The organism is Streptomyces sp. GB4-14 (genome assembly GCF_022696125.1).
GTDB lineage: Bacteria > Actinomycetota > Actinomycetes > Streptomycetales > Streptomycetaceae > Streptomyces > Streptomyces werraensis.
Window position 1 is genome coordinate 511971 of sequence record NZ_RZHO01000002.1, and the last position, 23401, is coordinate 535371.

The 23401-nt window shown below is 73.2% G+C and carries 17 protein-coding genes; 4 read left to right on the top strand and 13 right to left on the bottom strand.

The features are described from left to right. Positions 1-24: 24 nt before the first annotated feature. Positions 25-888 carry an Fpg/Nei family DNA glycosylase gene (locus tag ELQ39_RS03575; RefSeq protein WP_242590956.1) on the bottom strand — a complete coding sequence of 288 codons (864 nt, stop codon included), beginning with the start codon at positions 886-888 and terminating at the stop codon, positions 25-27. Positions 889-919: 31 nt separating this feature from the next. Further along, positions 920-3055 carry a SpoIIE family protein phosphatase gene (locus ELQ39_RS03580; protein ID WP_242590957.1) on the bottom strand — a complete coding sequence of 712 codons (2136 nt, stop codon included), beginning with the start codon at positions 3053-3055 and terminating at the stop codon, positions 920-922. A gap of 157 nt (positions 3056-3212) precedes the next feature. Between ELQ39_RS03580 and ELQ39_RS03585 the strand changes: the two genes are divergently transcribed. Beyond that, positions 3213-4634 (top strand): lipase maturation factor family protein, encoded by a 1422-nt coding sequence (locus ELQ39_RS03585; RefSeq protein WP_242590958.1) that lies wholly within the window; start codon positions 3213-3215, stop codon positions 4632-4634. On the opposite strand, the gene ELQ39_RS03590 is transcribed toward ELQ39_RS03585, so the two are convergent. Then, complete coding sequence (locus ELQ39_RS03590; RefSeq protein WP_242590959.1) at positions 4631-5818, bottom strand: MFS transporter; 1188 nt, start codon at positions 5816-5818, stop codon at positions 4631-4633. The two genes, ELQ39_RS03585 and ELQ39_RS03590, sit on opposite strands and share 4 nt — an antisense overlap. A 54-nt stretch (positions 5819-5872) precedes the next feature. Here ELQ39_RS03590 and ELQ39_RS03595 point away from each other — a divergent pair, with 54 nt between their 5' ends. Then, positions 5873-6613: a helix-turn-helix domain-containing protein gene (locus ELQ39_RS03595; RefSeq protein ID WP_242590960.1), complete on the top strand. Its 741-nt coding sequence runs from the start codon at positions 5873-5875 to the stop codon at positions 6611-6613. Between the two features lie 7 nt (positions 6614-6620). On the opposite strand, the gene ELQ39_RS03600 is transcribed toward ELQ39_RS03595, so the two are convergent. Beyond that, a complete protein-coding gene (locus ELQ39_RS03600) occupies positions 6621-7613 on the bottom strand; it encodes an aldo/keto reductase (RefSeq protein WP_242590961.1) in 993 nt (330 codons plus the stop codon). Between the two features lie 115 nt (positions 7614-7728). After that, complete coding sequence (locus ELQ39_RS03605) at positions 7729-10749, bottom strand: alpha-mannosidase (protein ID WP_242590962.1); 3021 nt, start codon at positions 10747-10749, stop codon at positions 7729-7731. 430 nt (positions 10750-11179) lie between these two features. Here ELQ39_RS03605 and ELQ39_RS03610 point away from each other — a divergent pair, with 430 nt between their 5' ends. Further along, positions 11180-11575 carry a VOC family protein gene (locus ELQ39_RS03610; protein ID WP_190001861.1) on the top strand — a complete coding sequence of 132 codons (396 nt, stop codon included), beginning with the start codon at positions 11180-11182 and terminating at the stop codon, positions 11573-11575. A gap of 12 nt (positions 11576-11587) precedes the next feature. On the opposite strand, the gene ELQ39_RS03615 is transcribed toward ELQ39_RS03610, so the two are convergent. From ELQ39_RS03615 to ELQ39_RS03650, 8 genes are all read right to left on the bottom strand, one after another. Further along, positions 11588-12070, bottom strand: a complete 483-nt coding sequence (locus tag ELQ39_RS03615; protein WP_242590963.1) for a GNAT family N-acetyltransferase — start codon at positions 12068-12070, stop codon at positions 11588-11590. Positions 12071-12122: 52 nt separating this feature from the next. After that, positions 12123-12296, bottom strand: a complete 174-nt coding sequence (locus ELQ39_RS03620) for a hypothetical protein (RefSeq protein ID WP_190001859.1) — start codon at positions 12294-12296, stop codon at positions 12123-12125. Positions 12297-12720: 424 nt separating this feature from the next. Beyond that, on the bottom strand, positions 12721-14214 hold the full coding sequence (locus tag ELQ39_RS03625) for an SDR family NAD(P)-dependent oxidoreductase (RefSeq protein ID WP_190001858.1): 1494 nt from the start codon (positions 14212-14214) through the stop codon (positions 12721-12723). 103 nt (positions 14215-14317) lie between these two features. Further along, positions 14318-15745: a wax ester/triacylglycerol synthase family O-acyltransferase gene (locus ELQ39_RS03630; protein WP_242590964.1), complete on the bottom strand. Its 1428-nt coding sequence runs from the start codon at positions 15743-15745 to the stop codon at positions 14318-14320. Positions 15746-15997: 252 nt separating this feature from the next. Next, positions 15998-18616, bottom strand: coding sequence for a PA14 domain-containing protein (locus ELQ39_RS03635; protein WP_242590965.1), 2619 nt, complete (start codon positions 18614-18616; stop codon positions 15998-16000). A 183-nt stretch (positions 18617-18799) separates the two neighbouring features. Continuing rightward, on the bottom strand, positions 18800-20020 hold the full coding sequence (gene glgC, locus ELQ39_RS03640; protein WP_242590966.1) for a glucose-1-phosphate adenylyltransferase: 1221 nt from the start codon (positions 20018-20020) through the stop codon (positions 18800-18802). Positions 20021-20071: 51 nt separating this feature from the next. Beyond that, positions 20072-21223: a glycogen synthase gene (gene glgA, locus ELQ39_RS03645; protein WP_242590967.1), complete on the bottom strand. Its 1152-nt coding sequence runs from the start codon at positions 21221-21223 to the stop codon at positions 20072-20074. A gap of 37 nt (positions 21224-21260) precedes the next feature. Further along, complete coding sequence (locus ELQ39_RS03650; protein ID WP_242590968.1) at positions 21261-21998, bottom strand: (2Fe-2S)-binding protein; 738 nt, start codon at positions 21996-21998, stop codon at positions 21261-21263. A 228-nt stretch (positions 21999-22226) separates the two neighbouring features. Here ELQ39_RS03650 and ELQ39_RS03655 point away from each other — a divergent pair, with 228 nt between their 5' ends. Next, positions 22227-23372 carry a DMT family transporter gene (locus ELQ39_RS03655; protein ID WP_242590969.1) on the top strand — a complete coding sequence of 382 codons (1146 nt, stop codon included), beginning with the start codon at positions 22227-22229 and terminating at the stop codon, positions 23370-23372. Positions 23373-23401 lie beyond the last annotated feature (29 nt).

Sequence of the window (23401 nt, forward strand, 5' to 3'; positions counted from 1 at the left end):
TCCGTGGCGGGGAGTGTGCGGGGGTCACTTCAGCAGCCGGGACAGTCTCCGGTCGGCCAGCGGCTTGCCGCCCGTCTGGCAGGTGGGGCAGTACTGCAGCGACGAGTCGCTGAACGACACCTCGCGGATGGTGTCCCCGCACACCGGACAGGGCTCGCCGGTGCGGCCGTGCACGCGCAGGCCGGTCTTCTTCTCCGCCTTCAGCCTCCCGGCCGCCAGCCCGCGCGAGCGTTCCACGGCGTCGGTGAGGGTGGTCCGCAGCGCCTCGTAGAGCCGGGCCGTCTCCTCCGGGGAGAGCGAGGAGGCCAGCTTGAAGGGGGACATGCGGGCGGCGTGCAGGATCTCGTCGCTGTAGGCGTTGCCGACGCCCGCGATCAGGCTCTGGTCGCGCAGGGCGCCCTTGAGCCGTCGGCGCTCCCCGGAGAGCAGCTCCGCAAGGCGCGCCTCGTCAAAGTCACCGGCCAGCGGGTCCGGGCCGAGCCGCGCGATCCCCGGGACCTGCGCCGGGTCGGCCACCACGTACACGGCGAGCCTCTTCTGGGTGCCGGCCTCCGTCAGATCGAAGCCGGCGCCGGTCTCCAGGGCGACGCGCAGCGCCAGCGGGCCCTTGCCGGGGCGGGGCACGCCGCTGGGCAGCGGGTCCTTCCAGTGCAGCCAGCCCGCGCGCGCCAGATGGGTGACGAGGTGCGGGCCCCCGTCCGTGGCCAGCGCGAGGAACTTGCCGTACCGCCGCACGGCGGTGACCTCGCGTCCCTCGACGGCGGTGAGCGGCGGGTCGTAGGTCTTCAGGACGCTGATCGCCACGGGCAGCGCCCGGACGATCTCGTGGCCGGTCAGGTGCTCGGTGAGGAAGTCCTTGAGCGCCTCGACCTCGGGGAGTTCCGGCATGCGTCAAGGGTGCCACCGGCGGCGGGTGTCCTCAGCCCGTGCCGGGCCGCCCGCCGCCGGCCGGCTCCGGGTCCTTCACGACCACGAACTCGCTCCACACGCACTTGCCGCCGCCGCGCGCCTCCACGCCCCACAGGTCGGTGAGCGTCTCCACCAGCAGCAGACCCCGGCCGGAGACACCGCCCTCGCCGGCCTCACGGCGGCGCGGCAGGGCGCTGGAGGAGTCCTCGACCTCCACGCGCAGCCGCCGTTCGGCGCCGTCGAGCACCCGGAGCGTGACCTCCGCGGACCCCTCCGTGTGCATCAGCACGTTGGTGATCATCTCGTCGGCGACCAGTTCGATCTCGTCGGCCCGGTCCCGGGCGCCCCACGCCGTGGCGGCGGTGCGGATCATGCGCCGGGTGGCGGACAGCGCCTCCGGGTCGCCGGGCGGCACCAGCTGCCTGAGCCGGCCGCCGGAACGCGGGCCCTCCGGCTCGCGGCGGCGCAGCAGGAGCAGCGCCACGTCGTCGTCGCCGCCCCGCTCGTCGGCCACCTCGATCAGCCGGTCGGCCAGGTCGCGTACGTCGTCGGGGCCGACGGCGATCAGCGCGGCGAGGGTCTCCACGCCGTCGTCGAGGTCGGCTCCGGGCTGCTCGACCAGGCCGTCGGTGCACAGCACGAGCGTCTCACCCGGCTCGAGCTCGATCCGCCCCACCGGGTACTGCAGCCCGCCGAACTCGGCGGACAGGCCGAGCGGCAGCCCGCCGGGGACGGGCACCCGGTGGCAGGAGCCGTCGGCGCGGCGCACCATCGGGTCGATGTGCCCGGCGCGGACCGCCTGGATGACGCCGGTGGACAGGTCGACCTCGGCGTAGAGGCAGGTCGCGGAGCGGTCGGTGTCGAGTTCGCGGAGGAAGACGGAGGCGCGGGCCATGACGGTGGCGGGCGTGTGCCCCTCGGCGGCATAGGCGCGCAGCACGATGCGGAGCTGGCCCATGACGGCGGCGGCGTGCGTGTCGTGGCCCTGGACGTCGCCGATGACGGCGCCGACCCGGCTGCCGCCGGCGGTGCCGCCGGGCAGCGGGATCAGGTCGTACCAGTCGCCGCCGATGTCCCGGCCGAAGGTGCCGCCGAAGGTGGCGGCGCGGTAGCGGACCGCGAGGTCCGCGCCGGGCACGCTGGGGATGGTGCGGGGCAGCATGGCCTGCTGGAGCCCCTGCGCGAGGTCCATCTCCTTCTCGTAGAACATCGCGCGCTGCAGGCTCTGGGCGATGCTGCTGCCCAGCGCGACCAGGATGTTGCGCTCCTCCGCGGTGAAGCCGCGCCGGTCGCTGTAGAGCAGGCCCATCGCGCCGATCGGGCGGGCCTGCACGATGAGCGGCAGATAGGCGGCCGAGGTGATGTTCAGCCCCGTGATGCCCCGCCACAGCTCCGGGTAGCGCTCGGCGAACTCCTCCGGGGACTCGATGAAGCGGGGGCTGAGGGTGCGGACCGCCTCGCTCATCGGGTACCGCTCGTCGATCCCGGTGAGCTCGGTGCCGGGCACGAAGCTGCCCGCCGGTCCTTCCGCGACGAGCCGGATCCGGCCGGCCTCGACCAGACCCATCACCAGACTGGTCGCGCCCAGATGGGTGAGGCCGTGGGTGTCCTTGAGGACGTCGATGACGTCCTGCACGGTCCGGGCGTGGGCGAGCGCAGCGGTGGTCAGCTGGACCACGTTGGTCTGCCGACGGCGCAGGCTCTCCTGGAGGGCCTGGTCGCGGCGGTCGCTGCTGTCCTGCAGCTCCTGGGTGGCGTCGCGGACGATGCCGATGATGCGGTGGGGCCGGCCGGCCTTGTCCCGCCGGATGTAGCCCTGGGTGTGGGTCCAGCGCAGCGAGCCGTCGCGGCAGCGGACGCGGAAGTAGGCGCCGTAGTTCTCCTGGCCGGAGTTGAGGGCGCGGGCCACCACGGCGTCCAGGCGCCGCGCCTCCTCGGGCGGGACGCGGGCGGCGAGGGTCTCCGGCCGGTCGTCGTACTCGTCGGGGCGCACGTCGAAGATCTCGTGCGCCTGGGCGTCCATCTGCATCACCCCGGCGTCCAGGTCCCAGTCGAAACTGCCCATGCGGTTGAGCGCCAGGATCGGATCCGGGTGTTCCGGCCAGTCTTCCGGGAGTGACACGGGGCTCGCTCCCCGATCAGCCATGGGGCCACCTTGCCAGGATTCGGGTGATTCTTCGACTGCTGGGACATCCAGGACACGGGTATCCCGTGCCGCCGGGTGGTACCCGGGACGTCACAGGCGGTAGGGAGTGACAGGAGGGGCCGGGACGGCCCGGCGGCGCGGGACGGAGGGTGCGGTCGTGGAGTGGTTCGGCGCGACCGAGTACTGGACGAGCCGGCTGGTCTTCCAGAAGGGGCTGGCCGCCCTCTATCTGGTCGCGTTCGCGGCCGCGGCGCTGCAGTTCCGCGCGCTGATCGGGGAGCGGGGCATGCTGCCGGTGCCGCGCTTCGTGGAGAGGGTGCCCGCGCGCCGCTCCCCCAGCCTGTTCCACCTGCACTACTCGGACCGCTTCTTCGCCGGGTGCGCGTGGGCTGGGTGCGCGGTGGCAGTGGCGCTGCTCGCGGGGGCGGACGCGCTGGTGCCGCTGTGGGCGGCGATGCTGCTGTGGCTGGTGCCGTGGGCGCTGTACCTGTCGATCGTGAACGTGGGGCAGACCTGGTACGCGTTCGGCTGGGAGTCGCTGCTGCTGGAGGTGGGGTTCCTCGGCGTGTTCCTCGGCAACGACGAGGTGGCGCCGCCGGTCGTCGTGCTGTTCCTGCTGCGGTGGGTGCTGTTCCGGGTGGAGTTCGGCGCCGGGCTGATCAAGATGCGCGGCGACGAGTGCTGGCGCCGCCTCACCTGTCTGGACCACCATCACGAGACCCAGCCGATGCCGGGGCCGCTGAGCTGGTTCTTCCACCACCTGCCGAAGCCGCTGCACCGGGTCGAGACGGCCGCCAACCATGTCACGCAACTGGCGGTGCCGTTCCTTCTGTTCGCGCCGCAGCCGGTCGCGTCGGCGGCCGCCGCGCTGATGATCGTCACCCAGCTGTGGCTGGTGCTGTCCGGGAACTTCGCCTGGCTGAACTGGATCACCATCGTGCTGGCGCTGCCCGCCGTGGCCTGGCCGTCCGATGCGCCGCCGGTGGGCGACGCCCCGCTCTGGTACGTGGTGGTCGTGCTCGCCGTGTCCGCGCTGCTGCTCGGGCTCAGCCACGCGCCGGTGCGGAACATGCTCTCGCGGCGCCAGGTGATGAACCGCTCCTTCGACCCGCTGCACCTGGTCAACACCTACGGGGCGTTCGGCACCGTGGGCCGGGTGCGGCACGAGGTGGTGCTGGAGGGCACGGCGGACGAGGCGCCCCGGGAGGACTCCGACTGGCGGGAGTACGAGTTCAAGGGCAAGCCGTGCGACCCCCGGCGCTGGCCACGCCAGTTCGCTCCGTACCACCTGCGGCTGGACTGGCTGATGTGGTTCGCGGCGCTGTCCCCCGCCTACGCGAGCCCCTGGTTCGGCGGCCTGGTGGAGCGGCTGCTGGAGAACGACCCCGACACGCTCCGCCTCCTGCGCCGCTCCCCCTTCCCCGCGGACGCCCCGCCCCGCCACATCCGCGCCCGCCTGTTCCGCTACCGCTTCACCACGTGGAGGGAGCTGCGTGAGACGGGCGCGTGCTGGGAGCGGACGTACGTCCGTGAGTTCCTCCCGCCGACCCGGCTGGCCGGGAGCGCGCGGAGGTCCTAGGGCGTGTGCGACGGCGCGGGGCCGTCCGCCTCCGTGACGCCGGACGGTGACGGGAGCGCGGGCTCGGGCAGTGTGCGGAACAGCAGCCAGGCCAGGACGGGCATGAGGATCAGCGGGGTGAGGGCCGTCCGGAGGGACGTGTGGTCGGCCAGGGCGCCGATGAGCGGGCTGATCAGGCCGCCGACGCTCACGGTCAGGCCGAGCGTGATCCCACTGGCGGTGCCGACCCGCGACGGCAGGTAGTCCTGCCCGAGGGTGACCTGCAGCGAGAACGGGACGTAGAGGCCGGCCGAGGTGAGTGCGACGAACGGGTAGAGGGCCGGGCCGGGGGCGAGGAGCAGCCCGGCGATGGATCCGGCCGTCAGGAGGTACGACCAGTGCGAGACCCGGATCCGGCCCCAGCGGCCGGCCAGCGCGCCGCCGAGAACGCTGCCGGCCGCACCCCCCAGGTACAGCAGGAACAAGGCGGCAGTCCCTGCGGCTTTGCTGCCGTCCATGCGCTCGGCTGCGTACAGCGAGACGAACGCGCCCAGGCCGACGAAGGCGACGGAACGGCACACCACGGCCAGGGAGAGCCGTACGAACGACGCGGTGTCGTCCCTGCCCGCCGCGGCCGGCCCGGCCGTGCCCGCCGGCCGGGGCCGCTCCGCACGCAGCACGGGCAGGCACAGCGCGGCGCCGGCCACGGCCGGCAGCAGAAGCAGCGGCGTCAGCCGGAGGCCGCCGACGGCGACCACGGCGGCGACGGTGAGCGGCGCCAGGGCGAAACCCAGGTTGCCACCGAGCGAGAACCAGCCCATCGCGGTGTGACTGCCGCCGGCGACGGCCCTGGCCACCCGCGCGGACTCCGGGTGGTACGCCGCGACTCCCACGCCGGACAGCGCGACGGCCGCGAGCGTGACGGCGTAGGAGTCGCTCACCCCGCTCAGCGCGATGCCCAGGCCCGCGAGCAGCGTGCTGACCGGGAGCAGCCAGGGGACGGCCCGGCGGTCGGTCAGCACGCCGAAGAGCGGCTGGGCCACCGAGGACAGCACCGAGGCCGCGAGCACGACGCCCGACACGGCCGCGTAGCTGTAGGCGCGCTCGGCGACGAAGAAGGGCACGAGGGCGGCGACGGCCCCTTGGTAGACGTCGACACAGGCGTGTCCGACGGACAGCAGGGTGATCGAGAGGTTTCTTCGCACCTCGTCATCCTGTGGGGCACGGCGCATGTCCCGCTTCCGATAATCTGCCAGGCGATGACGGAAGTCCGCCACACCCCCGTGGCTCCCACCCGCGCCCAACGCCTGGGCCCCGGCGGGGAGATCGACGCGCACCGGCACGACGACCACCAGATCGTCTACGCCGGCCGGGGGGTGGTGTCCGTGACCACCAACGCCGGTTCCTGGGTCGCCCCGGCGACCCGTGCCCTCTGGGTCCCGGCCGGCACCGTCCACGCCCACCAGGCGCACGGCGACCTCGAGCTGCACCTGTTGGGGTTGCCCGCGCGGGAGAATCCGCTGCGGCTGGACGGCCCCGCCGTGCTCGCGGTGAGCCCGCTGCTGCGCGAGCTGATCATCGCTCACACCCGCAGCGAGGACCGCGGCAGCCCGGAGGCGAGGAGGCTGCGCGGAGTGCTCCTCGACCAGCTGCGCGTCTCGGTGCAGCAGCCCTTGCATCTGCCCACCCCGGACGATCCGCTGCTGCGCAGGGTCTGCGACCTGCTGCGCGCCGATCCCTCGGACGACCGCACCCTCGCCGAGCTGGGCCGGGAGGTCGGAGCGAGCGACCGCACGCTGTCCCGCCTGTTCCGCAGGGATCTCGGGATGACCTTCCCGCAATGGCGTACCCAGCTCCGCCTGCACCGCGCGCTGGTCCTGCTGGCGGAGCGGACCCCGGTGACGCAGGTGGCGCACCGGTGCGGATGGTCGTCCACGAGCGCCTTCATCGACGTGTTCCGCCGTGCGTTCGGGCACACGCCGGGGTCGCACGCGCGGTGACCGGGGTTCACAGCAGGCCGGTCGCGCGGAGTTCCTCCCACAGGGTGTCCGGGACAGGTTCCGCGAAGCGGTCGGCACAGTCGTCGACCTCGGCGGCCGAGCGGGCGCCGACCAGGACGGCGGTGACCGCCGGGTGGGCGGCGCAGTGGGCGAGGGCGGCGGCGCGCAGCGAGGTGCCGTGCCGTTCGGCGGCCTCCTTGATCCGCAGGGCGCGCTCCAGGAGAGCGGCGGGGGCGGCCGCGTAGTCGTAGGTGGCGCCGGGCCGGGGGTCGGCGAGCAGGCCGGAGTTGAAGGCGCCGCCGACGACGACGGACACCCCGCGGTCCAGCGCGGCGGGCAGCAGCTCGGCGGCGGCGCTGTGGTCGAGCAGTGTGTGGCGGCCCGCGCACAGCACCACGTCGACGTCGGTGTCGTGGACGAAGCGGGTGAGCATGGCGGTCTGGTTCATGCCGGCGCCGATGGCCCCGACGACGCCTTCGGAGCGGAGCCGTTCGAGGGCCGGGTAGGCCTCCCGGAAGGCCTGGTCCTCGTGGTCGTCGGGGTCGTGGAGGTAGACGACGTCGACGCGGTCCAGGCCGAGGCGTTCCAGGCTCGCCTCCAGGCAGCGGCGGACGCCGTCGGCGCTGAAGTCCCAGACGCGGCGGTGGGTGGCGGGCACGGCGAAGCCGTGGGCGAGGTCGTCGCCGCCCGCGTCGGACGGTTCGAGACGGCGGCCCACCTTGGTGGACACCGTGTAGGTGTCGCGGGGCAGCTCCCGCAGGACGGCGCCCAGCCGGCGTTCGGCGAGGCCGAGGCCGTAGTGCGGGGCGGTGTCGAAGGAGCGGATGCCCCGCCGCAGCGCGGCCCGCACCGCCTCCTGCGCCTGCTCCTCGGTGACCGGGGTGTACAGGTTGGCGATGCCCGAGGTGCCGAGGGCGAGCGGGGTGATCTCCACACCGCTGCGGCCGAGTGTCCGCCGAACCGGCTCGGACGGGCCCGTCGGGACTCCGGGGTCGCTCATGCCGGACTGCTCCTTGTCGTGATCACGGACCGGACGCGGCCGAGCATACGGGGCCCTCGACCGCGTGACCGGCCGTCCTGCGGCGGGGGCGGCGGCCGGGGCCCCCGCCGCCCGGTCAGGTCCGCCTCAGCCGCAGCGTCCTCAGCTCGAAGGGCCGCAGCCGTACGGCGATGCGTCCATCGTCGACGGCGGGCGGGGCCGTGTCCGCGAGGGGGCGTTCGAGCAGGTCGGTCACGTCCACGCCCGCGACCGGGAAGCCGGCCGTGAGTGTGGCGTCGGCGCGGGCGCCGTGCGCCTCGTGGAAGCGGACCACGACGTCACCGCTGCCGTCGTCGGCCAGTTTGACCGCCGTGACCACCACGGAGTCCCGGTCGACGCTCACCAGCGGCGCCACCTCGCCGGCCCCGTGGAGGCGCCGCTCGGGCAGGTTGATCCGCCAGCCCTCACGCACGGCGTCTTCGATGCTCGCCCCCGGCACCAGGGCGTGCCGGAAGCGGTGCACCCCCTGGTCGGTCTCGGGGTCGGGGAAGCGGGGGGCGCGCAGCAGGGAGACGCGGACGGTGGTGGTCGTGCCGCCGTCGCCGTCGGTGCGGACCGTGCGCGTCACGTCGTGGCCGTACGTGCCGTCGTTGACGACCGCGACCCCCCAGTCGGGCTCCTGGAGGTGGACGAAGCGGTGGTTGCACGCCTCGAACTTGGCGGCCTCCCACGAGGTGTTGGTGTGGGTGGGCCGGAAGAAGTGCCCGAACTGCGTCTCGGAGGCGTAGCGGTCGGTGTGCAGGTCGAGCGGGAAGGCCAGCTTGAGGAACTTCTCCGTCTCGTGCCAGTCCACCTCGGTCTCCACCACCAGGCGCTTCTCCCCCGGGGGCAGCGACAGCACCTGCGTCACGCGGGAGTCGCCGAAGGTGCGGACGATCCGCACCGAGACTCCGTCGTCGCCGGGGGTGACCTCGTCCGCGTCGGTGAGGTCGGTGACGGTGTTGCGGTAGAACTCGTCCACGTCCCAGGCGTCCCACATGTTCGGCAGGTCCTGGTGCAGCTGGAGCAGGTTGCCGGTGCGGCCGGGGGCGATGGTCTCGCGGCCGGTGGCGAGGTCGACGACGGAGCCGACCAGGCCCCGGGCGTCGACGCCGACCCTCAGCAGGCCGTTGTCCAGGACGTGTCCGCCGTCGGGGCGCTCCGCGCGCATGGTGCGTCCGGACACCTCGGCCGGGCGCGCGCCGCCCGCCGGGACGCCGGCGCGGGGGTGCGGGGCCGCGTTGAAGACCAGCGGCACACTGCCCTCACCGGCCAGGGCGCGCTGGGCGGCGTCGATGACCGCGTTCAGCTCGTCGGCGACCCGGGCGTAGGTGGCGCGGGCCTCACGGTGCACCCAGGCGATGGAGGAGCCTGGCAGGATGTCGTGGAACTGGTGGAGCAGCACCGTCTTCCAGATCCGGTCCAGGTCCGCGTACGGGTAGGGGAAGCCGGTGCGCACGGCGGCCGTGGCCGCCCACAGCTCGGCCTCCCGCAGCAGATGCTCGCTGCGCCGGTTGCCCTGCTTGGTGCCGGCCTGGCTGGTGAGCGTGGCGCGGTGCAGTTCCAGGTACAGCTCGCCGACCCAGACGGGCGGTTCGGGGTTCTCCGCCTCGGCCTTGGTGAAGAAGGCGGACGGGGTCTCCCAGGTGACCGTGGCCGACCCCTCGAGGTCGCGCAGCCGGGCGGCCTTGGCGACCATCTCGCGGGTGGTGCCGCCGCCCCCGTCGCCCCAGCCGGTGGGCGCGAGGGAGTGCCGGGCGGCGCCCTTGTCCTTGAAGTTGCGGACGGCGTGGGCGATCTCGGCGCCGCGCATGGAGCAGTTGTAGGTGTCGACGGGCGGGAAGTGGGTGAAGACGCGGGTGCCGTCGATGCCCTCCCAGCGGAAGGTGTGGTGCGGGAATCTGTTGGTGCGGGACCAGGAGATCTTCTGCGTGAGCAGGTACTTGGAGCCCGCGGCCTTGATGATCTGCGGCAGACCTGCCGCGAAGCCGAAGGTGTCCGGCAGCCAGGCCTCGTCGTTCTCGACGCCGAACTCGTCGAGGAAGAACCGCTTTCCGTGCACGAACTGCCGGGCCATGGCCTCGGAGCCGGGCATGTTGGTGTCGGACTCCACCCACATGCCGCCGGCCGGCACGAACCGTCCGTCCGCCACCGCCTTCTTCACCCGCGCCCACACCTCGGGCCGGTGCTCCTTCACCCACGCCCACTGCTGGGCCTGCGACATGGCGAAGACGAAGTCGGGCTCGTCGTCGAGGAGGGCGGTCATGTTGGCGGCGGTGCGGGCGACCTTGCGCACGGTCTCGCGCAGCGGCCACAGCCAGGCCGAGTCGATGTGCGCGTGCCCGACGGCGCTGATGCGGTGCGCGGACGGCACGGCGGGGGCGGCCAGCACATCGGCGAGGCGTGCACGGGCGCGCTCCGCCGTGCCGTTGACGTCCTGGAGGTCGAGCGCGTCCAGGGCGCGCTCGACGGCGCGGAGGATCTCCCAGCGGCGGGGCGAGTCGACGGGCAGCTCGGCCATCAGCTCGCCGAGCACCTCCAGATCGGTCACCAGGTGCCACACGGTCTCGTCGAGGACGGCGAGGTCCATGCGGGTCAGGGTGTACTGGGGGTCGCTGCCCGCGGTCTCCAGGTCGCCGAGCGGGGTCGGCGTGAACGGGCGGTGGTCCATGATGACGGGGTTGGAGGCGGCCTCGACGTGCAGGCGCACCTCCTCCCCGCCCTGGACGGGGGCGCCGATCCGCACCCACTGGTTGCGCGGGTTGAGGCCCTTCACCGGCGTGCCGTCCGGGCGGTAGACCAGCCCTTCGCACTGGAAGCCGGGCATGTTCTCGTCGAAGCCGAGGTCGAGGATCGCCTCCACGGTGCGGCCGGCCCACGCCTCGGGGACGGTGCCGGTCACCCGGAACCAGCTGGTGCCCCAGGGAGCGCCCCAGCGGGAGCCGACGGTGATCGGCCGGACGTCGGCGGCCAGTCCCTCGGCGACCGGGACCGGTTCGCCCGGCGCGTGCCACACCGCCACCTCCAGGGGCACGGACTCGGGGTACACGGCGGGTCGGACGCGCTCGTCGAGGACCCGCCTCAGACGGGCTTCGACCAGGGTGCGGTCGTCATGCATGCGGCGCTCCATGGTTGTGGCCGGTTCGCTGCCGTACGGGATTCCGTCCGAGAGGCGGGACCCCCGGGTACAACTCCCCTCCCACGACCCCCTCGAACCGCCTCCCCCACCAGCGCGCGTACGGGCAGGTCAGCGCGCGCCGGACGCAGTGCCGCGGGCGTTCGGCGTCGGCGCGGGCCGGGGAAGGCGGGCTCCCGGCGGCGGGACCCGAACGGGCCGGCCGTCGTATCCCGTTGCCCCGCCCCGCGCCGACGCACTAGGGTCGGACGCGTGACTGCCGGGTCGGCCTCGGGCCGTTCACGAAAGGCGCTCCCGGCTCCGGAGTGAGTCCGGGGCGGGCGCGTGCGCCTCCGTCGTCGGTCGTTCCTTCCCTCCGCCGTGGATCCGCCGGCGGGGTTCGGCACACCGACACCGGAGACGAGAGACGACCATGTCCACAGCACCGCACATCGAGTTGAACCACACCGCCGTCTACGCCCGTGACCGCAGACGCTCCGCCGAGTTCCTCGCCGGGATCCTGGGTCTGGAGGTGGGGGCGCCGTTCGGGCCGTTCCTGCCGGTCGACCTGGGCAACGGCGTGACCCTGGACTACTACGAGCTGCGCGACGAGCCCGTGCAGCCCCAGCACTATGCGTTCCTGGTGCCCGAGGAGCGGTTCGACGCCATGATCGCGCGCCTGGAGGAGGCCGGGGTGACGTACTACGCCGACCCGCGGCACACCGAGCCGGGCCGCGTGAACAGCCTGTTCGGCGGCAGAGGCGCCTACTTCGAGGACCCGGACGGACACAACATGGAGATCATGACCCGGCCGTACGTCCGGCCCTGAGCGCGCCTGAGGTCACAGCGGCCGGTACATGACGTGGAGCCCGACCCGGCCGTGCCGGGGGTGGTCGAAGGCGTCCGGGACCGTGCCCAGGACGGTGAAGCCGAGCGCACTCCACAGCTTCACCGCGGGGTTGGTCTCGACGACGGCGTTGAACACCATGCCCCGGTACCCGGCGTCGCGCGCCTGGGCGAGCACGTGCTCCGCCAGCAGCCGTCCGGTCCCCCGGCCCGCCCGGCCGGGGTCGACCATGAAGCCCGCGTTGGCGATGCGGGCGGCGGGGCCGCCGTAGTTGGGGGTGAGATAGGCGGAGGCGACGACGGTCCCGTCGTCGTCCTCGACCACGTACACCCGTTTCCCCGGGCTCATCCACAGGGCCCGGGCGTCCTCCTCGGAGGTGCCCGGGTCCCACGTGTAGGTCTCGCCCGCCGCGACGATGCGGTGCCAGAACGGCCAGATGCGCGGCCAGTCGTCGGAGCGCGCTTCCCTGATCAGCATGGATGCGAGTCTGGCACGCCCGGTGCGGGCGGGGGTGCGGGGGTGACGTGTGTCAGTCGACGCTGGGGAGGATGTGCGGCTCCGCGAGGTCCTCCTCGTACCCGGCGAGGCGGATGGGGGCCGAGCGGGCCCACACGTCGAGGCTTCCCAGTTCCCCTGGCCGACGGCCGGAACGCTCCGTGCGTTCGTCGGGGCGCTGTTCGAGTTTCGTCTGTTCCGGTGTCACCGCGCACTCCTTATGTGTCGGTCACCCTCGGGACGTACCGCGTCGGCCCTGCGGCCGGTGCCCTGCGCCCGAGCGGGTCTGTGTCCAATGCCGTTCGGACGCGGTGGCGCCGGTCGTTCGAGGGGAGAGCAGGCCGTGGTGAACCGGCAGTCCCAGACGGATCGTGGGTGCGGGTATGACCCTTGCTGCTGTCCGTCCGCCTCAGATTAACCAAATGAGCGGCCCCCTGCTCGATGGGGCTGAAAACTGGCTGTAACAATCACATGACGGATCGCCCATCATCAGGCGCTATGTCCGGGCATTTCGTGACATAGTGTGCATCAAAGCTCACTCGATCGACGTACGCGCGCCCCGAAGTACCGGACAAGTCCGGACGGCCGGGGCGCGGTTCGGGCGCGGCCGGCCGTCGTCGGTGTCCGGGGGGTCACCAGCGGCCGGGCGCGTAGTCCTTCAGGAAGACGCCGTACAGGTCCTCGCCCGCCTCGCCGCGCACGATCGGGTCGTAGACGCGGGCCGCGCCGTCGACCAGGTCGAGCGGGGCGTGGAAGCCCTCCTCGGCGAGACGCAGCTTGTCGAAGTGCGGGCGCTCGTCGGTGATCCAGCCGGTGTCGACCGAGGTCATCAGGATCCGGTCGGAGTCGAACATCTCCTGCGCGCTGGTCCGCGTCACCATGTTCATGGCCGCCTTGGCCGCGTTGGTGTTGGGGTGTCCCGCGCCCTTGTAGCCACGGGCGAACACGCCCTCCATCGCGGACACGTTGACCACGTAGGCGCGCTGGGAGGACGAGCGGCGGGCCGCCTCTGCCATCGCCGGGCGCAGCTTGCTGATCAGGATGAACGGCGCCGTGTAGTTGCAGAGCTGGGTCTCCAGCAGCTCCACCGGGGAGATCTGCTCGATCGTCTGCACCCAGGTGTTGGAATCGACCACGTCGGGCAGCAGACCGCCCGCGTCGATGGCGGTGCCGTCCCGGTGCCGCTCCACGCTCGCGTTGCCCGCGACCAGGGCGAGGTCGGCCACCGCCTGCGCGTCCAGGTTGCTCGTCCCGGCGGGCAGCGCGGTCAGGCCGTCCACCGCACCGGAGTTGAAGGCGCCGATGACGTGGTGGGCGGGCAGCTCGCCGGCCGGCAGCGGGGCGCTCTCGCCCTCGACGAGCGCGGCGTAGGCGGACGGCAGCCGGCGCACCGTCTGGGTGGCGTTGTTGATCAGGATGTCCAGCGGGCCCTGCTCCGCGACCTGGTCGGCGAGCGCGACGACCTGGCCGGGGTCGCGCAGGTCGATGCCGACGACCTCCAGGCGGTGGATCCAGTCCGCGGAGTCGTCCATCGCCTTGAAGCGGCGGATGGCGTCCTTGGGGAAGCGCGTGGTGATCGTGGTGTGGGCGCCGTCGCGCAGCAGCCGCAGCGCGATGTACATGCCGATCTTGGCGCGGCCGCCGGTGAGCAGCGCCCGCTTCCCGCCGAGGTCGGCGCGGGCCTCGCGTCGGGTCCGGTTCTCGTCGGCGCACTTCGGGCAGAGCTGGTGGTAGAAGTAGTCGACCTCGACGTAGCGGGTCTTGCAGACGTAGCAGGAACGGGGGCGCTGGAGTATCCCCGCGATCCGGCCCGGCTCGACACGGGAGGAGGGCAGGATGCCCTCGGTCTCGTCGTCGATGCGCTGGGCGGAGCCGGTGGCGGTGGCCTCGGTGACCGCCTTGTCGTGCGCCGTCTTGGCGGCCCGGCGCTCCTGGCGGCGGCGCTGCTTGACCGTGCGGTAGATGTGCGAGGTGGCCCGGCGCACCTTGATCGCGTCCGGGTGGTCCACGTCGAGCTTGTCGAGCTCCTCGAGCACGCTCAGGCAGACGGCCAGCCGCTCCGGGTCGATGCCCGGCCCGTACGCCACCTCGTCCGTGGTCCCGGGGCCGTCCTGTGTCACCGTCATCGCCGCTGCCGTTCCCGCTTCGGTTGTCGCGGCGCTCCGTTCGCGTCCGCTGTCGAACGGGGGATTTTACGGAGCGCCGGGCCGCAGCACCAAACCGCTGCGCTCAGTGAGCGCAGGCCACGGTGAGTGCCGTCACCTCCTCGCTCACCGCGCGGGCGAGCAGGTCGAGGTCCTCCACGGCCGCGCCGTCGGCCACCAGCCCGTAGTGGACGCGTCCCCGGTAGGTGGAGACGGCGACCGCGAGGGAGTGGCCGGGGGCGAGCGGCGCGAGCGGGAAGACGGCGCCGAGCGGGTCGCCGCCGAGGCGCAGGCCGAAGCCGGGCAGCGGCACGCTGGTGACCAGGACGTCGAACCAGAGCCGGGCCGCCTGCCCGAGCAGCGGCCCGCCGAGCCGGTGGCCGAGCGGTGGCACGTGCTCGGCGAGCAGCGCGACCGCGCCCGCGCCCCGGTGCGGGCCCGCCTCCTTGTTGCGGTCCATGGCGGTGCGCACCCGGGCCAGCCGGGTGACCGGGTCCCGCTCGTCGACCGGGAGCCGCATCAAGTACCCCGACAGCCGGTTGCCCTGTGGATGGGCGGTACGCGGGCGGCGCCGGGAGACGGGGACGAGGGCGCGCGGGGCGACGCCGTCGCTGCCGTCGCCCCGCTCGTCGAGCCAGCGGCGCAGCGCGCCGGCGACGACCGCGATGAGGACGTCGTTGACGGTGCCGCCGGCGCTCTTGCGGATGCGGTGCACGTCGTCGAGGTCGACGACCACGCCGGCGGTGCGGCGGGTGCCGCTGGGCGCGCAGGCCAGGGCGGGCGAGGAGCGCATGTCGAGGGTGGACCGGGCGACGGCGGCGCCGATGTCCAGGGCCCGGCCGGCCTCGGCGAGGGCGTCGCGCACCATGCCGGGCACCTCGCGGACGTCCGGGACGACCCCGCGGGGCGGCTCGGCGGGCCGTGGCCGGGGCGTGGGCAGGTCCGTCGGGTCCATCAGCGCGGCGGCGAGGGTGAGGGCGCGCAGTCCGTCGGCGAGGGCGTGGTGGAACTTGAACAGGACGGCGAAGCGGGCGCCGCCCTCCTCCGGCAGCACGTGCGCCTCCCACGGCGGACGGGTGCGCTCCAGGGGGCGTCCCATCAGGTCGCCCGCGGCCGCGTGGAAGTCGGCGACGGGCGCGTGCAGCCGGACGTGGTCCAGGGGGTCGAAGCCGGGGTCCGGTTCGCGGGCGGCGCCGCCGAAGGCGAGCGAGCCGCGGACGACGGAGGTGAGCGGGCGGCCCAGCGCGGCCGTGAGGGGTTCGCCGGGGGCGGGCCAGGAGCGGCGCAGCACCGCGAGTGAGCGCCTCAGCCCGAGGGGCTGCCAGGTGTCGCGGATGCGCATGCGCAGCCCCGGTACGGCGGCGGACCGCGCGGCGAGCAGGTCCGCGGCGTGGGCGGCCGCGGAGGGCGAGCCGGCCGTGAAGACGCCGAGCGCCGCGAGGTGCATGGGGTGACCGGCGGATTCGAGGTTCCAGAACGCCAGGTCGAGGGGAGCGAGCGGGTCTGCGGTCATGGGCGGGGGCCTCGCATCGACGACGGGAACGGATCAGCAGTCAATCGCTCCCGGCCGATTACGGTCAAGTACGATCTGGCTACCCATAGTTAACAGCATGTGACGTCTCCGCCCCTTCCGCTGTTACGGCGAAAGGGGCGGAGACGTCGTGATGTGCGGGGCCCGATGGGCGTTCCGGCCGTCCGGCGGGGTGACGGACGCCACCCGGACGTACGCCACCCGGACGGGCGGGAGCCCCGTGCCCCAGGCCCGTCAGTCCGTGGCCGGGCAGCCCGCGGGCCGGGCTCGGGAGGCGTCCCGGATCAGGTCCTGCTGCGCGGCCCGCACCCGCTCCACGTCGGGCTTCATCACCCGCCGGTCGTAGGTGAGCAGACCGTTCAGCTCGCCCTCCACGTCGGAGATCTGCGTGTAGACGGCGCCGTTGCCGCCCCGGCACACCAGCGCCCGCACCTCGTCGAGCTTGGTGAGGTAGTCGTCGGTGTAGGTCGCCGGGTCGACGTCGACGTACGACTGCTGCACGGGCCAGGCGTGGCCGGGCACCGCGAGGCCGAGACCGCCGTACTCGCCGCTGACGAGGGCGCGTTCGCCGTCCGGGCGGGGCGGCAGGGCGGGGCTCGGGTAGCCGTGCTCGTCCATGATGTCGCCGGTGCCGCCGTCGGCGCCCAGGTTGAGTCCGGACTGGTTGTTGACCAGCCGGCTGGGGTCCCAGGACTTGGCCTGGGCGGCGATCCGGCCGACGTCGTACTGTCCCCAGCCCTCGTTGAAGGTGACCCACATGACGATCGACGGGCTGCTGATGTGCTCGTCGATCATCTCCTTCATCTCGCGCTCGTAGCGGGCGCGGGCCTCGGCGTCCGGGGTGCGGGCGTCCCTCATGGAGGGCATGTCCTGCCACACCAGCAGTCCGAGGCGGTCGGCCCAGTAGAACCAGCGGTCGGGTTCGACCTTGATGTGCTTGCGCACCGAGTTGAAGCCGAGCTGCTTGTGGACCTTGAGGTCGTGGGCGAGAGCCTCGTCGGTGGGCGCGGTGTGCAGGCCGTCGGGCCAGAAGCCCTGGTCGAGGGTCGCCATCAGGAACACGGGCTTGCCGTTGAGGACCGTGCGCGGCACCCCGTCGATCTTCTCGACGGCGATGGAGCGCATGCCGAAGTAGCTGTTCACGCGGTCGGCGCCGACGCTGACCTTCAGGTCGTACAGGAAGGGGTCGTCGGGCGACCACAGGCGCGGCTTCCTGATCTTCAGGGAGAGCGGCTGCCCGGTGCGGCCGGTGGCGGTGGCGACCCTGCGCCGTCCGTCGTACGCGGTGGCCGTGACCGGAAGGCCGTCGCGGACGCCCTTCGCCTCGACGGTGAGCCGCTCGCCCTGCACGTCGGGGATCAGCCGGAGGGAGTCCACGTGGTCACGGGCGACGGGCTCCATCCAGACCGTCTGCCAGATGCCGGAGCTGGGTGTGTACCAGATGCCGCTCGGGTCGAGGCGCTGCTTGCCCATCGGCGGATTCTCGCCGTCGGCGGCGTCGGTCGGGTCGTAGACGCCGACGATCAGCTCCTGGGGGCCGCCGCGTCTCAGCGCGTCGGTGACGTCGACGGAGAACTTGTCGTAGCCGCCCTCGTGCGCGGTGACCTCGATGCCGTTGACGTAGACCTCGGCGCGCCAGTCGACCGCCTGGAAGTTGAGGCGCAGCCGCTTGCCGGAGCCGATGTGCCAGTCGCGCGGGACGGTGAAGGTGCGGCGGTACCACATGCGGTCCTCGTGCCGCTGGATGCCGGAGAGCTGGGACTCCACCGGGTACGGCACCAGGATGCGTTCCTTCAGCGTGCGGCCCACGGGCGGGCGCTCGCCCTCCTCGGCGGCGGCGAACTGCCAGCGGCCGTTGAGGCTGCGCCATGCGGAGCGGGTGAGCTGCGGGCGCGGATACTCGGGGTGGGCGTTGCCGGGGCCCACCTCGTCGGCCCAGCGGGTGCGCAGCTCGTGGGTGGAGCGGTTGGGTCCGCTGCTGAGGAAGGCGTCCACGGGGTCGCCGTCGGCGGCCTTGAGTCCGCCCCGGCCGTCGTACCGGACGTCGGCGCTGCCGCGGGCCGTGCCGGACTTGTTGCCGACGACGGGCTCGGCGAGGGTGACGAGCAGCGCCCTCGGGTCGTCCGGGTCGGGTGTCGCCGAGGTGAGCGGCCACCTGGCGCCGCCGATCACCGCGTCGAGGTGGTCGGTGAAGCCGGCGGGCGGTGTGGCGAGCGGCTTGGGGAAGTCCAGCTTGAGCGTGCGTCCGGAGGCGAGGACGGTGGCGGCGAGGGCGCCGTCGTAGTCGAAGCCGTCCGGGAGGCGGAACGCCGACCGGGGCACCGCTTCCTTGGCTCCGCCGGGCGGGGTCCAGCGCAGGTGGAAGTTGGAGCCGCCGTAGTGCTCGAAGTACTCGACCTTGATGTCGTGGGCACGGCCGGCGACGAGCTGGACCGGCTCGGATGTCTGCTCGTTGTCCCAGTCGTCGATCCAGTGGTCGATGACGAGGGCGCCGTCGACCCACAGGCGGAAGCCGTTGTCGGAGCTGACCGAGAAGGTATGGGCGCCGGTGGCCTCCGGCACGATCCTGCCGGTCCAGCGGACGCTGACGTCGTCGGCCTGGCCGGTGGTGAGGCTCAGGCGCGGTTCCAGGTTGTCGAAGTCGAGCCGGGGGTCGAAGGCGACGGCCTTGAGTTCGTGGAAGTCGAAGGCGCCGGGGGCGGAGTGGGTCCAGTACTCGCCCTTCAGCCCGTGGATCGCCACGGGGTCGTCCTCCGCGGCGGCCGAGGCGGGCCCGGTCGCGGTGAGGCCGGTGACGCCCAGCGCGGTGGCCAGGAGGAGGGCGAAACGGTTCCTGAGTCGTCTGATGCGCACGGATCCTCCGTCGGTGAGGAAGTGACGGCTCTCGCTGTGCATGTTCTGTTCTGTGCGTTGTCAGTCCCGTACAACGTTGTCAAAGAACATCACTTGGCATAACAGCACGGATTCCTCCATGAGTCCAGGGACATGACAAAGGCCCCGGTCGTCACGCGCGACCGGGGCCTCCTCGGCAGGCTGTCAGGGCACCAACTGACCCTTGCCCAGGGCGATCACGCCGCCCTTCGAGACGGTGTACAGCTCCGCGTCCCGTCCGGGGTTGACGCCGATCGTCGCGCCCGGCGGCACCTCGACGTTCTTGTCCAGCACCGCCCCGCGCACCACCGCGCCCCGCCCGATGTGCACGTTGTCGTGCAGCACCGACCCCTGGACCACCGCGCCCGGGTCGACCACCACGCCCGGCGAGAGCACCGACCGCGTCACCTGCCCCCGGATCAGGCAGCCCGCGCTGATGATCGACTCGCTGGCGATGCCGCCCGCGTTGAACCGGGCCGGCGAGAGCTGCCCCGAGTGGGTGTAGATGGGCCACTGGCGGTTGTAGAGGTTGAACGCGGGGCGCTCCGCGATCAGATCCATGTGGGCGTCGTAGTACGCGTCGAGCGTGCCGACGTCCCGCCAGTAGCCCTGGTCACGGCTGGTCTCCCCCGGCACGTGGTTGGTGCTGAAGTCGTACAGGTGGGCCTCGCCCCGCTCGGTGAGCTGGGGCAGGATCGAACCGCCCATGTCGTGCACCGAGTCCTCGTCCTCGGCGTCCCGCTGGAGCGCCTCGACGAGCGCCTTGGTGGTGAAGATGTAGTTGCCCATGGAGGCGAACACGCAGTCGGGGGCGTCGGCCAGGCCGGGCGGGTCGGCCGGCTTCTCGAGGAAGCGCTCCACGGTGCGGCCGTCGGAGCCCGGGGTGATCACGCCGAACGAGGACGACTCCGCGCGCGGCACCCGGATCCCGGCCACGGTGACGCCGGCGCCGCTCTCGATGTGCTGGCTGAGCATCTGGCGCGGGTCCATGCGGTACACGTGGTCGGCGCCGAACACCGCCACGTACTCCGGGCGCTCGTCGTAGATCAGGTTCAGCGACTGGAGGATGGCGTCGGCGCTGCCCAGGTACCAGCGCGGGCCGAGACGCTGCTGCGCGGGGACCGGGGTGACGTAGTTGCCGAGCAGGCTGGACATCCGCCAGGTGGTGGTGACGTGCCGGTCCAGCGAGTGCGACTTGTACTGGGTGAGCACGCAGATCCGCAGGATGTCGCCGTTCACCAGGTTGGACAGCACGAAGTCGACCAGGCGGTACGTGCCGCCGAAGGTGACCGCCGGTTTGGCGCGGTCCGCCGTCAGGGGCATCAGGCGCTTGCCCTCGCCGCCCGCCAGCACGATTCCCAGGACCGAAGGACCACCACGACGCATGGCCGCTCCCCTCACGCCGAGTTTTCCCATGACTGCCCCGGACGGGCCGGGCTAAGCCTGCCGGAGGATCTCCTCGTACAGCCCGGCCGTGCGGCGGGCCACCGCCTCCCAGCCGAACTCGGTGACCGCGCGCTCCCTGCCCGCCTCACCCATGGCCCGTGCGGTGTCCGGGTCGCCGAGCACCGCGTCCAGTGCCCGGGTGAGCTCCGCCTCGAAGTCGTCGTCCACGTCCACCAGCAGCCCGGTCCTGCCGTGGTCCACGACCTCCGGGATGCCCCCGACGCGGGAGGCGACCACGGCGGTGCCGCACGCCATCGCCTCCAGGTTGACGATGCCGAGCGGCTCGTACACCGAGGGGCAGGCGAACACGGTCGCGTGCGTCAGCAGCTGGATCACCTCGGGCCGCGGCAGCATCTGCGGGATCCAGTGCACGCCCTCACGGACCCGGCTCAGCTCCTCGTACAGCTCGCGGAACTCCCGGTCGATCTCCGGGGTGTCCGGGGCGCCCGCGCACAGCACCACCTGCGCGGCCGGGTCGATGCCGCGCACCGCCCGCAGCAGATGGGGCACCCCCTTCTGCCGGGTGATCCGGCCGACGAAGAGCACGTAGGGCCGGGAGCGGTCGAGCCCGATCCGGTCCAGGGTGTCGGTGCCGGGGTCGGGGCGGTAGAGGGCGGTGTCGATGCCGTTGTGGACGACATGCACCCTCGCCGGGTCGAGGGCCGGATAGCAGTCGAGGATGTCGTCGCGCATGGCGCCGGACACGGCGATCACCGCGTCGGCGGCCTCGTAGGCGGTGCGCTCCGCCCAGCTCGACAGGGCGTAGCCGCCGCCGAGCTGCTCCGCCTTCCAGGGGCGCAGCGGCTCCAGGGAGTGGGCGGTCACCACGTGCGGGATCCCGTACAGCAGCTTGGCGAGATGGCCGCCGAGGTTGGCGTACCAGGTGTGGGAGTGCACCAGCTCGCGGCCTTCGAGGGCGGCGGCCATGGCGAGGTCCACGGAGAAGGTGCGCAGGGCGTCGTTGGCGCCGTCGAGCGCGGACCAGGAGCGATGGCGCAGCACGCCGTCGGCGCGGCCCTCGCCCCAGCAGTGCACCTCCAGGTCCACCAGGGACCGCAGCTCCCGGGCCAGGAACTCCACATGGACCCCCGCGCCGCCGTACACGTCCGGGGGGTACTCCCGGCTCAGCAGTCCCACTCGCACCCTGAACCCCCTGTCTGCGCGGACGTCCCTCCCATGGTCACGCAGAGGGGGCGCGCGGGGAAGACCGGGGCGGCCGTTCGAAGCAGCAGTCGCCACAGACGCCACCGCCGGGGACGCGGTAGTACAGGCAGCAGCTGCGGCGGCGGAAGCCCGTGGCGGTGAGGCCGCCCGCGCCGGAGAGGAGGGGGTGGGCGAGGAGGTCGCGGGAGAGCCGGGCGGCCCGGGCGGCGGCGTCGGGGCGGGCGTGGCGGGTGATCTCACGGGCGGCCGCGGCGAGGGCGGAGGCGGCGTTGCCGCGCAGGAGGGCGGGCGCGACGCGGTGACGGGCGCGGAGGGCGGCGCAGAGAGGTTCGAGGTGACCGCGGAGGACGACGGCCGTGACGGTCGCCGCGTCACCGGGGAGCGGGCGGACCTCGGGGAGGTGCAGGTCGTCGGGGGCGCTGCCCTCCGGGTCCCAGCGGAGCGTGCCGGGGGCGAGGTCGGGGACGGCCCCGTACAGCGCGGCGCAGCCCAGGGCCACGGACCACAGGCGCGCGGCCAGACCCTGGTGCGCCACGGAGGCGGCGACGCGGGGCTCCTGGGTGCGCAGGGCGGCGGCGACGCGGCGCACGCGGACGGCCAGGGGGTCGGACGCGGAGGCGTGTTGAACGTCCGGACGGCGCGGGCCGTATGCCTGGGCGAGCGTGGGAAGGCGACGGTCGGCGTCCTCCCCCACGCGCAGGGCGAAGAAGCCACCGAGGGCACGGAGGGCGGTGAGGCGGGGGTCGAGGTCCACGAGGTGCAGTGGTACCAAGTCTCTCAGGGGTGGTTGTCAGGGGCCTCGGTCCTACGGTGCCCACCCAGGGGATGACAGGGGCGTCCCCGTACTCCATCGGCAGTAGGACGCATTGGGTGCTCAGGGACGACGACGGGGAACACCCTGACGCGGCAAGGTGTTGGTCATGGAAGCCGACCGTTCGCCGCGCCGGGCAGACCGCCCCCGCCTCACGCAGAGGAGCTGCCGATGAGCGCCCTCGCGTTGTCCGTGCTCCTGTCGTTCGTGTCCGCCGTGGCGTACGCCGGGGGTGCGATCGTGCAGGAGCAGGTGGCGCTGTCCTCGTCCGGCGCGCGGCAGTACGCGCCGCTGCGCCGGCCCGCATGGTGGGCGGCGGTCGCGCTGAACGGTCTGGGCGCGCTTCTGCACGTGGTGGCGCTGGCCTACGGTCCGCTGAGCCTGGTCCAGCCGCTCGGCGCCCTCACGATCGTGTTCGCGCTGCCGATGGCCGCGCTGTTCGTCGGCCGGAAGGCCGGGGCGACCGCCTGGCGGGGCGCCCTGATGGCGACGGTGGGTCTCGCGGGTCTGCTGGCGCTGGTCGGCGCGTCGGGCGCGCAGTCGCTGGACGGTCCGCAGCGGGTCGCGGCGGCCGTGGGCACGGCGGCGGCGGTCGTGACGCTGATGGTCGCGGCGCGTGCGGTGCACCGGCACCCGGCGGTGCGCAGCATCCTGCTGGCGACGGCGGCCGGTGTGGCGTTCGGCATGTCCTCCGTCTTCACCAAGACGGTCGCGGTGGACTGGACGGGCGGGGTGTCGGCGGGCGACCTGCCGTCCCTCGGCGTGATCGGCGTGCTGGCGACGGCGGGCATGCTGCTGTCCCAGGCCTCCTACCGGGGCGCGGGCCTCACGGCCCCGCTCGCGACGCTCACGGTGGTGAATCCTGTGGTGGCGGCCGCGGTCGGCATCACGATGTTCGGAGAGACCTTCCGCCACGGCACGACCGGCACCGCGCTGGCGCTGAGCTGTGGGGTGGTGGCGGCGGGTGGTCTGATCCTGCTGACGACGGAGCGGCTGGCGCGGGAGGGTGCCGCGAGGACGGCGCCTGTTCCGGTGGCCGCCGGGTCCGTTCCCGTCGCCGCCGGGTCCGGTCCCGTGCCTGCCGGGCGGGAGGCGGAGGATGCCGCCGCCGAGCTGTTGCTGGCGCAGCTGAAGGTGCCTCAGGACGTGACGCTGCCGGAGGTCGCCACGTCGTCGGTCACCGTGCCTGCGGCGGCCGCCGGGCCGGACGCGGTGGACCCGACGGCGGTGCCGGTCATGCCGTACGCGCCCTTCTACGGCGGCCCGTACGTGCCGGTGCCGATGGACGACCGGCACCTCGTCCGTGTGAGATCCTGACCGGTCGCGTCAGATCGTGACCGCGCCCG

Coding starts and splice junctions, on each gene's coding strand:
- ELQ39_RS03575 (WP_242590956.1), bottom strand. CDS start 888: ATGCCGGAACTCCCCGAGGTCGAGGCGCTCAAGGACTTCCTCACCGAG.
- ELQ39_RS03580 (WP_242590957.1), bottom strand. CDS start 3,055: ATGGCTGATCGGGGAGCGAGCCCCGTGTCACTCCCGGAAGACTGGCCG.
- ELQ39_RS03595 (WP_242590960.1), top strand. CDS start 5,873: ATGACGGAAGTCCGCCACACCCCCGTGGCTCCCACCCGCGCCCAACGC.
- ELQ39_RS03600 (WP_242590961.1), bottom strand. CDS start 7,613: ATGAGCGACCCCGGAGTCCCGACGGGCCCGTCCGAGCCGGTTCGGCGG.
- ELQ39_RS03605 (WP_242590962.1), bottom strand. CDS start 10,749: ATGCATGACGACCGCACCCTGGTCGAAGCCCGTCTGAGGCGGGTCCTC.
- ELQ39_RS03610 (WP_190001861.1), top strand. CDS start 11,180: ATGTCCACAGCACCGCACATCGAGTTGAACCACACCGCCGTCTACGCC.
- ELQ39_RS03615 (WP_242590963.1), bottom strand. CDS start 12,070: ATGCTGATCAGGGAAGCGCGCTCCGACGACTGGCCGCGCATCTGGCCG.
- ELQ39_RS03625 (WP_190001858.1), bottom strand. CDS start 14,214: ATGACGGTGACACAGGACGGCCCCGGGACCACGGACGAGGTGGCGTAC.
- ELQ39_RS03630 (WP_242590964.1), bottom strand. CDS start 15,745: ATGACCGCAGACCCGCTCGCTCCCCTCGACCTGGCGTTCTGGAACCTC.
- glgC (WP_242590966.1), bottom strand. CDS start 20,020: ATGCGTCGTGGTGGTCCTTCGGTCCTGGGAATCGTGCTGGCGGGCGGC.
- ELQ39_RS03655 (WP_242590969.1), top strand. CDS start 22,227: ATGAGCGCCCTCGCGTTGTCCGTGCTCCTGTCGTTCGTGTCCGCCGTG.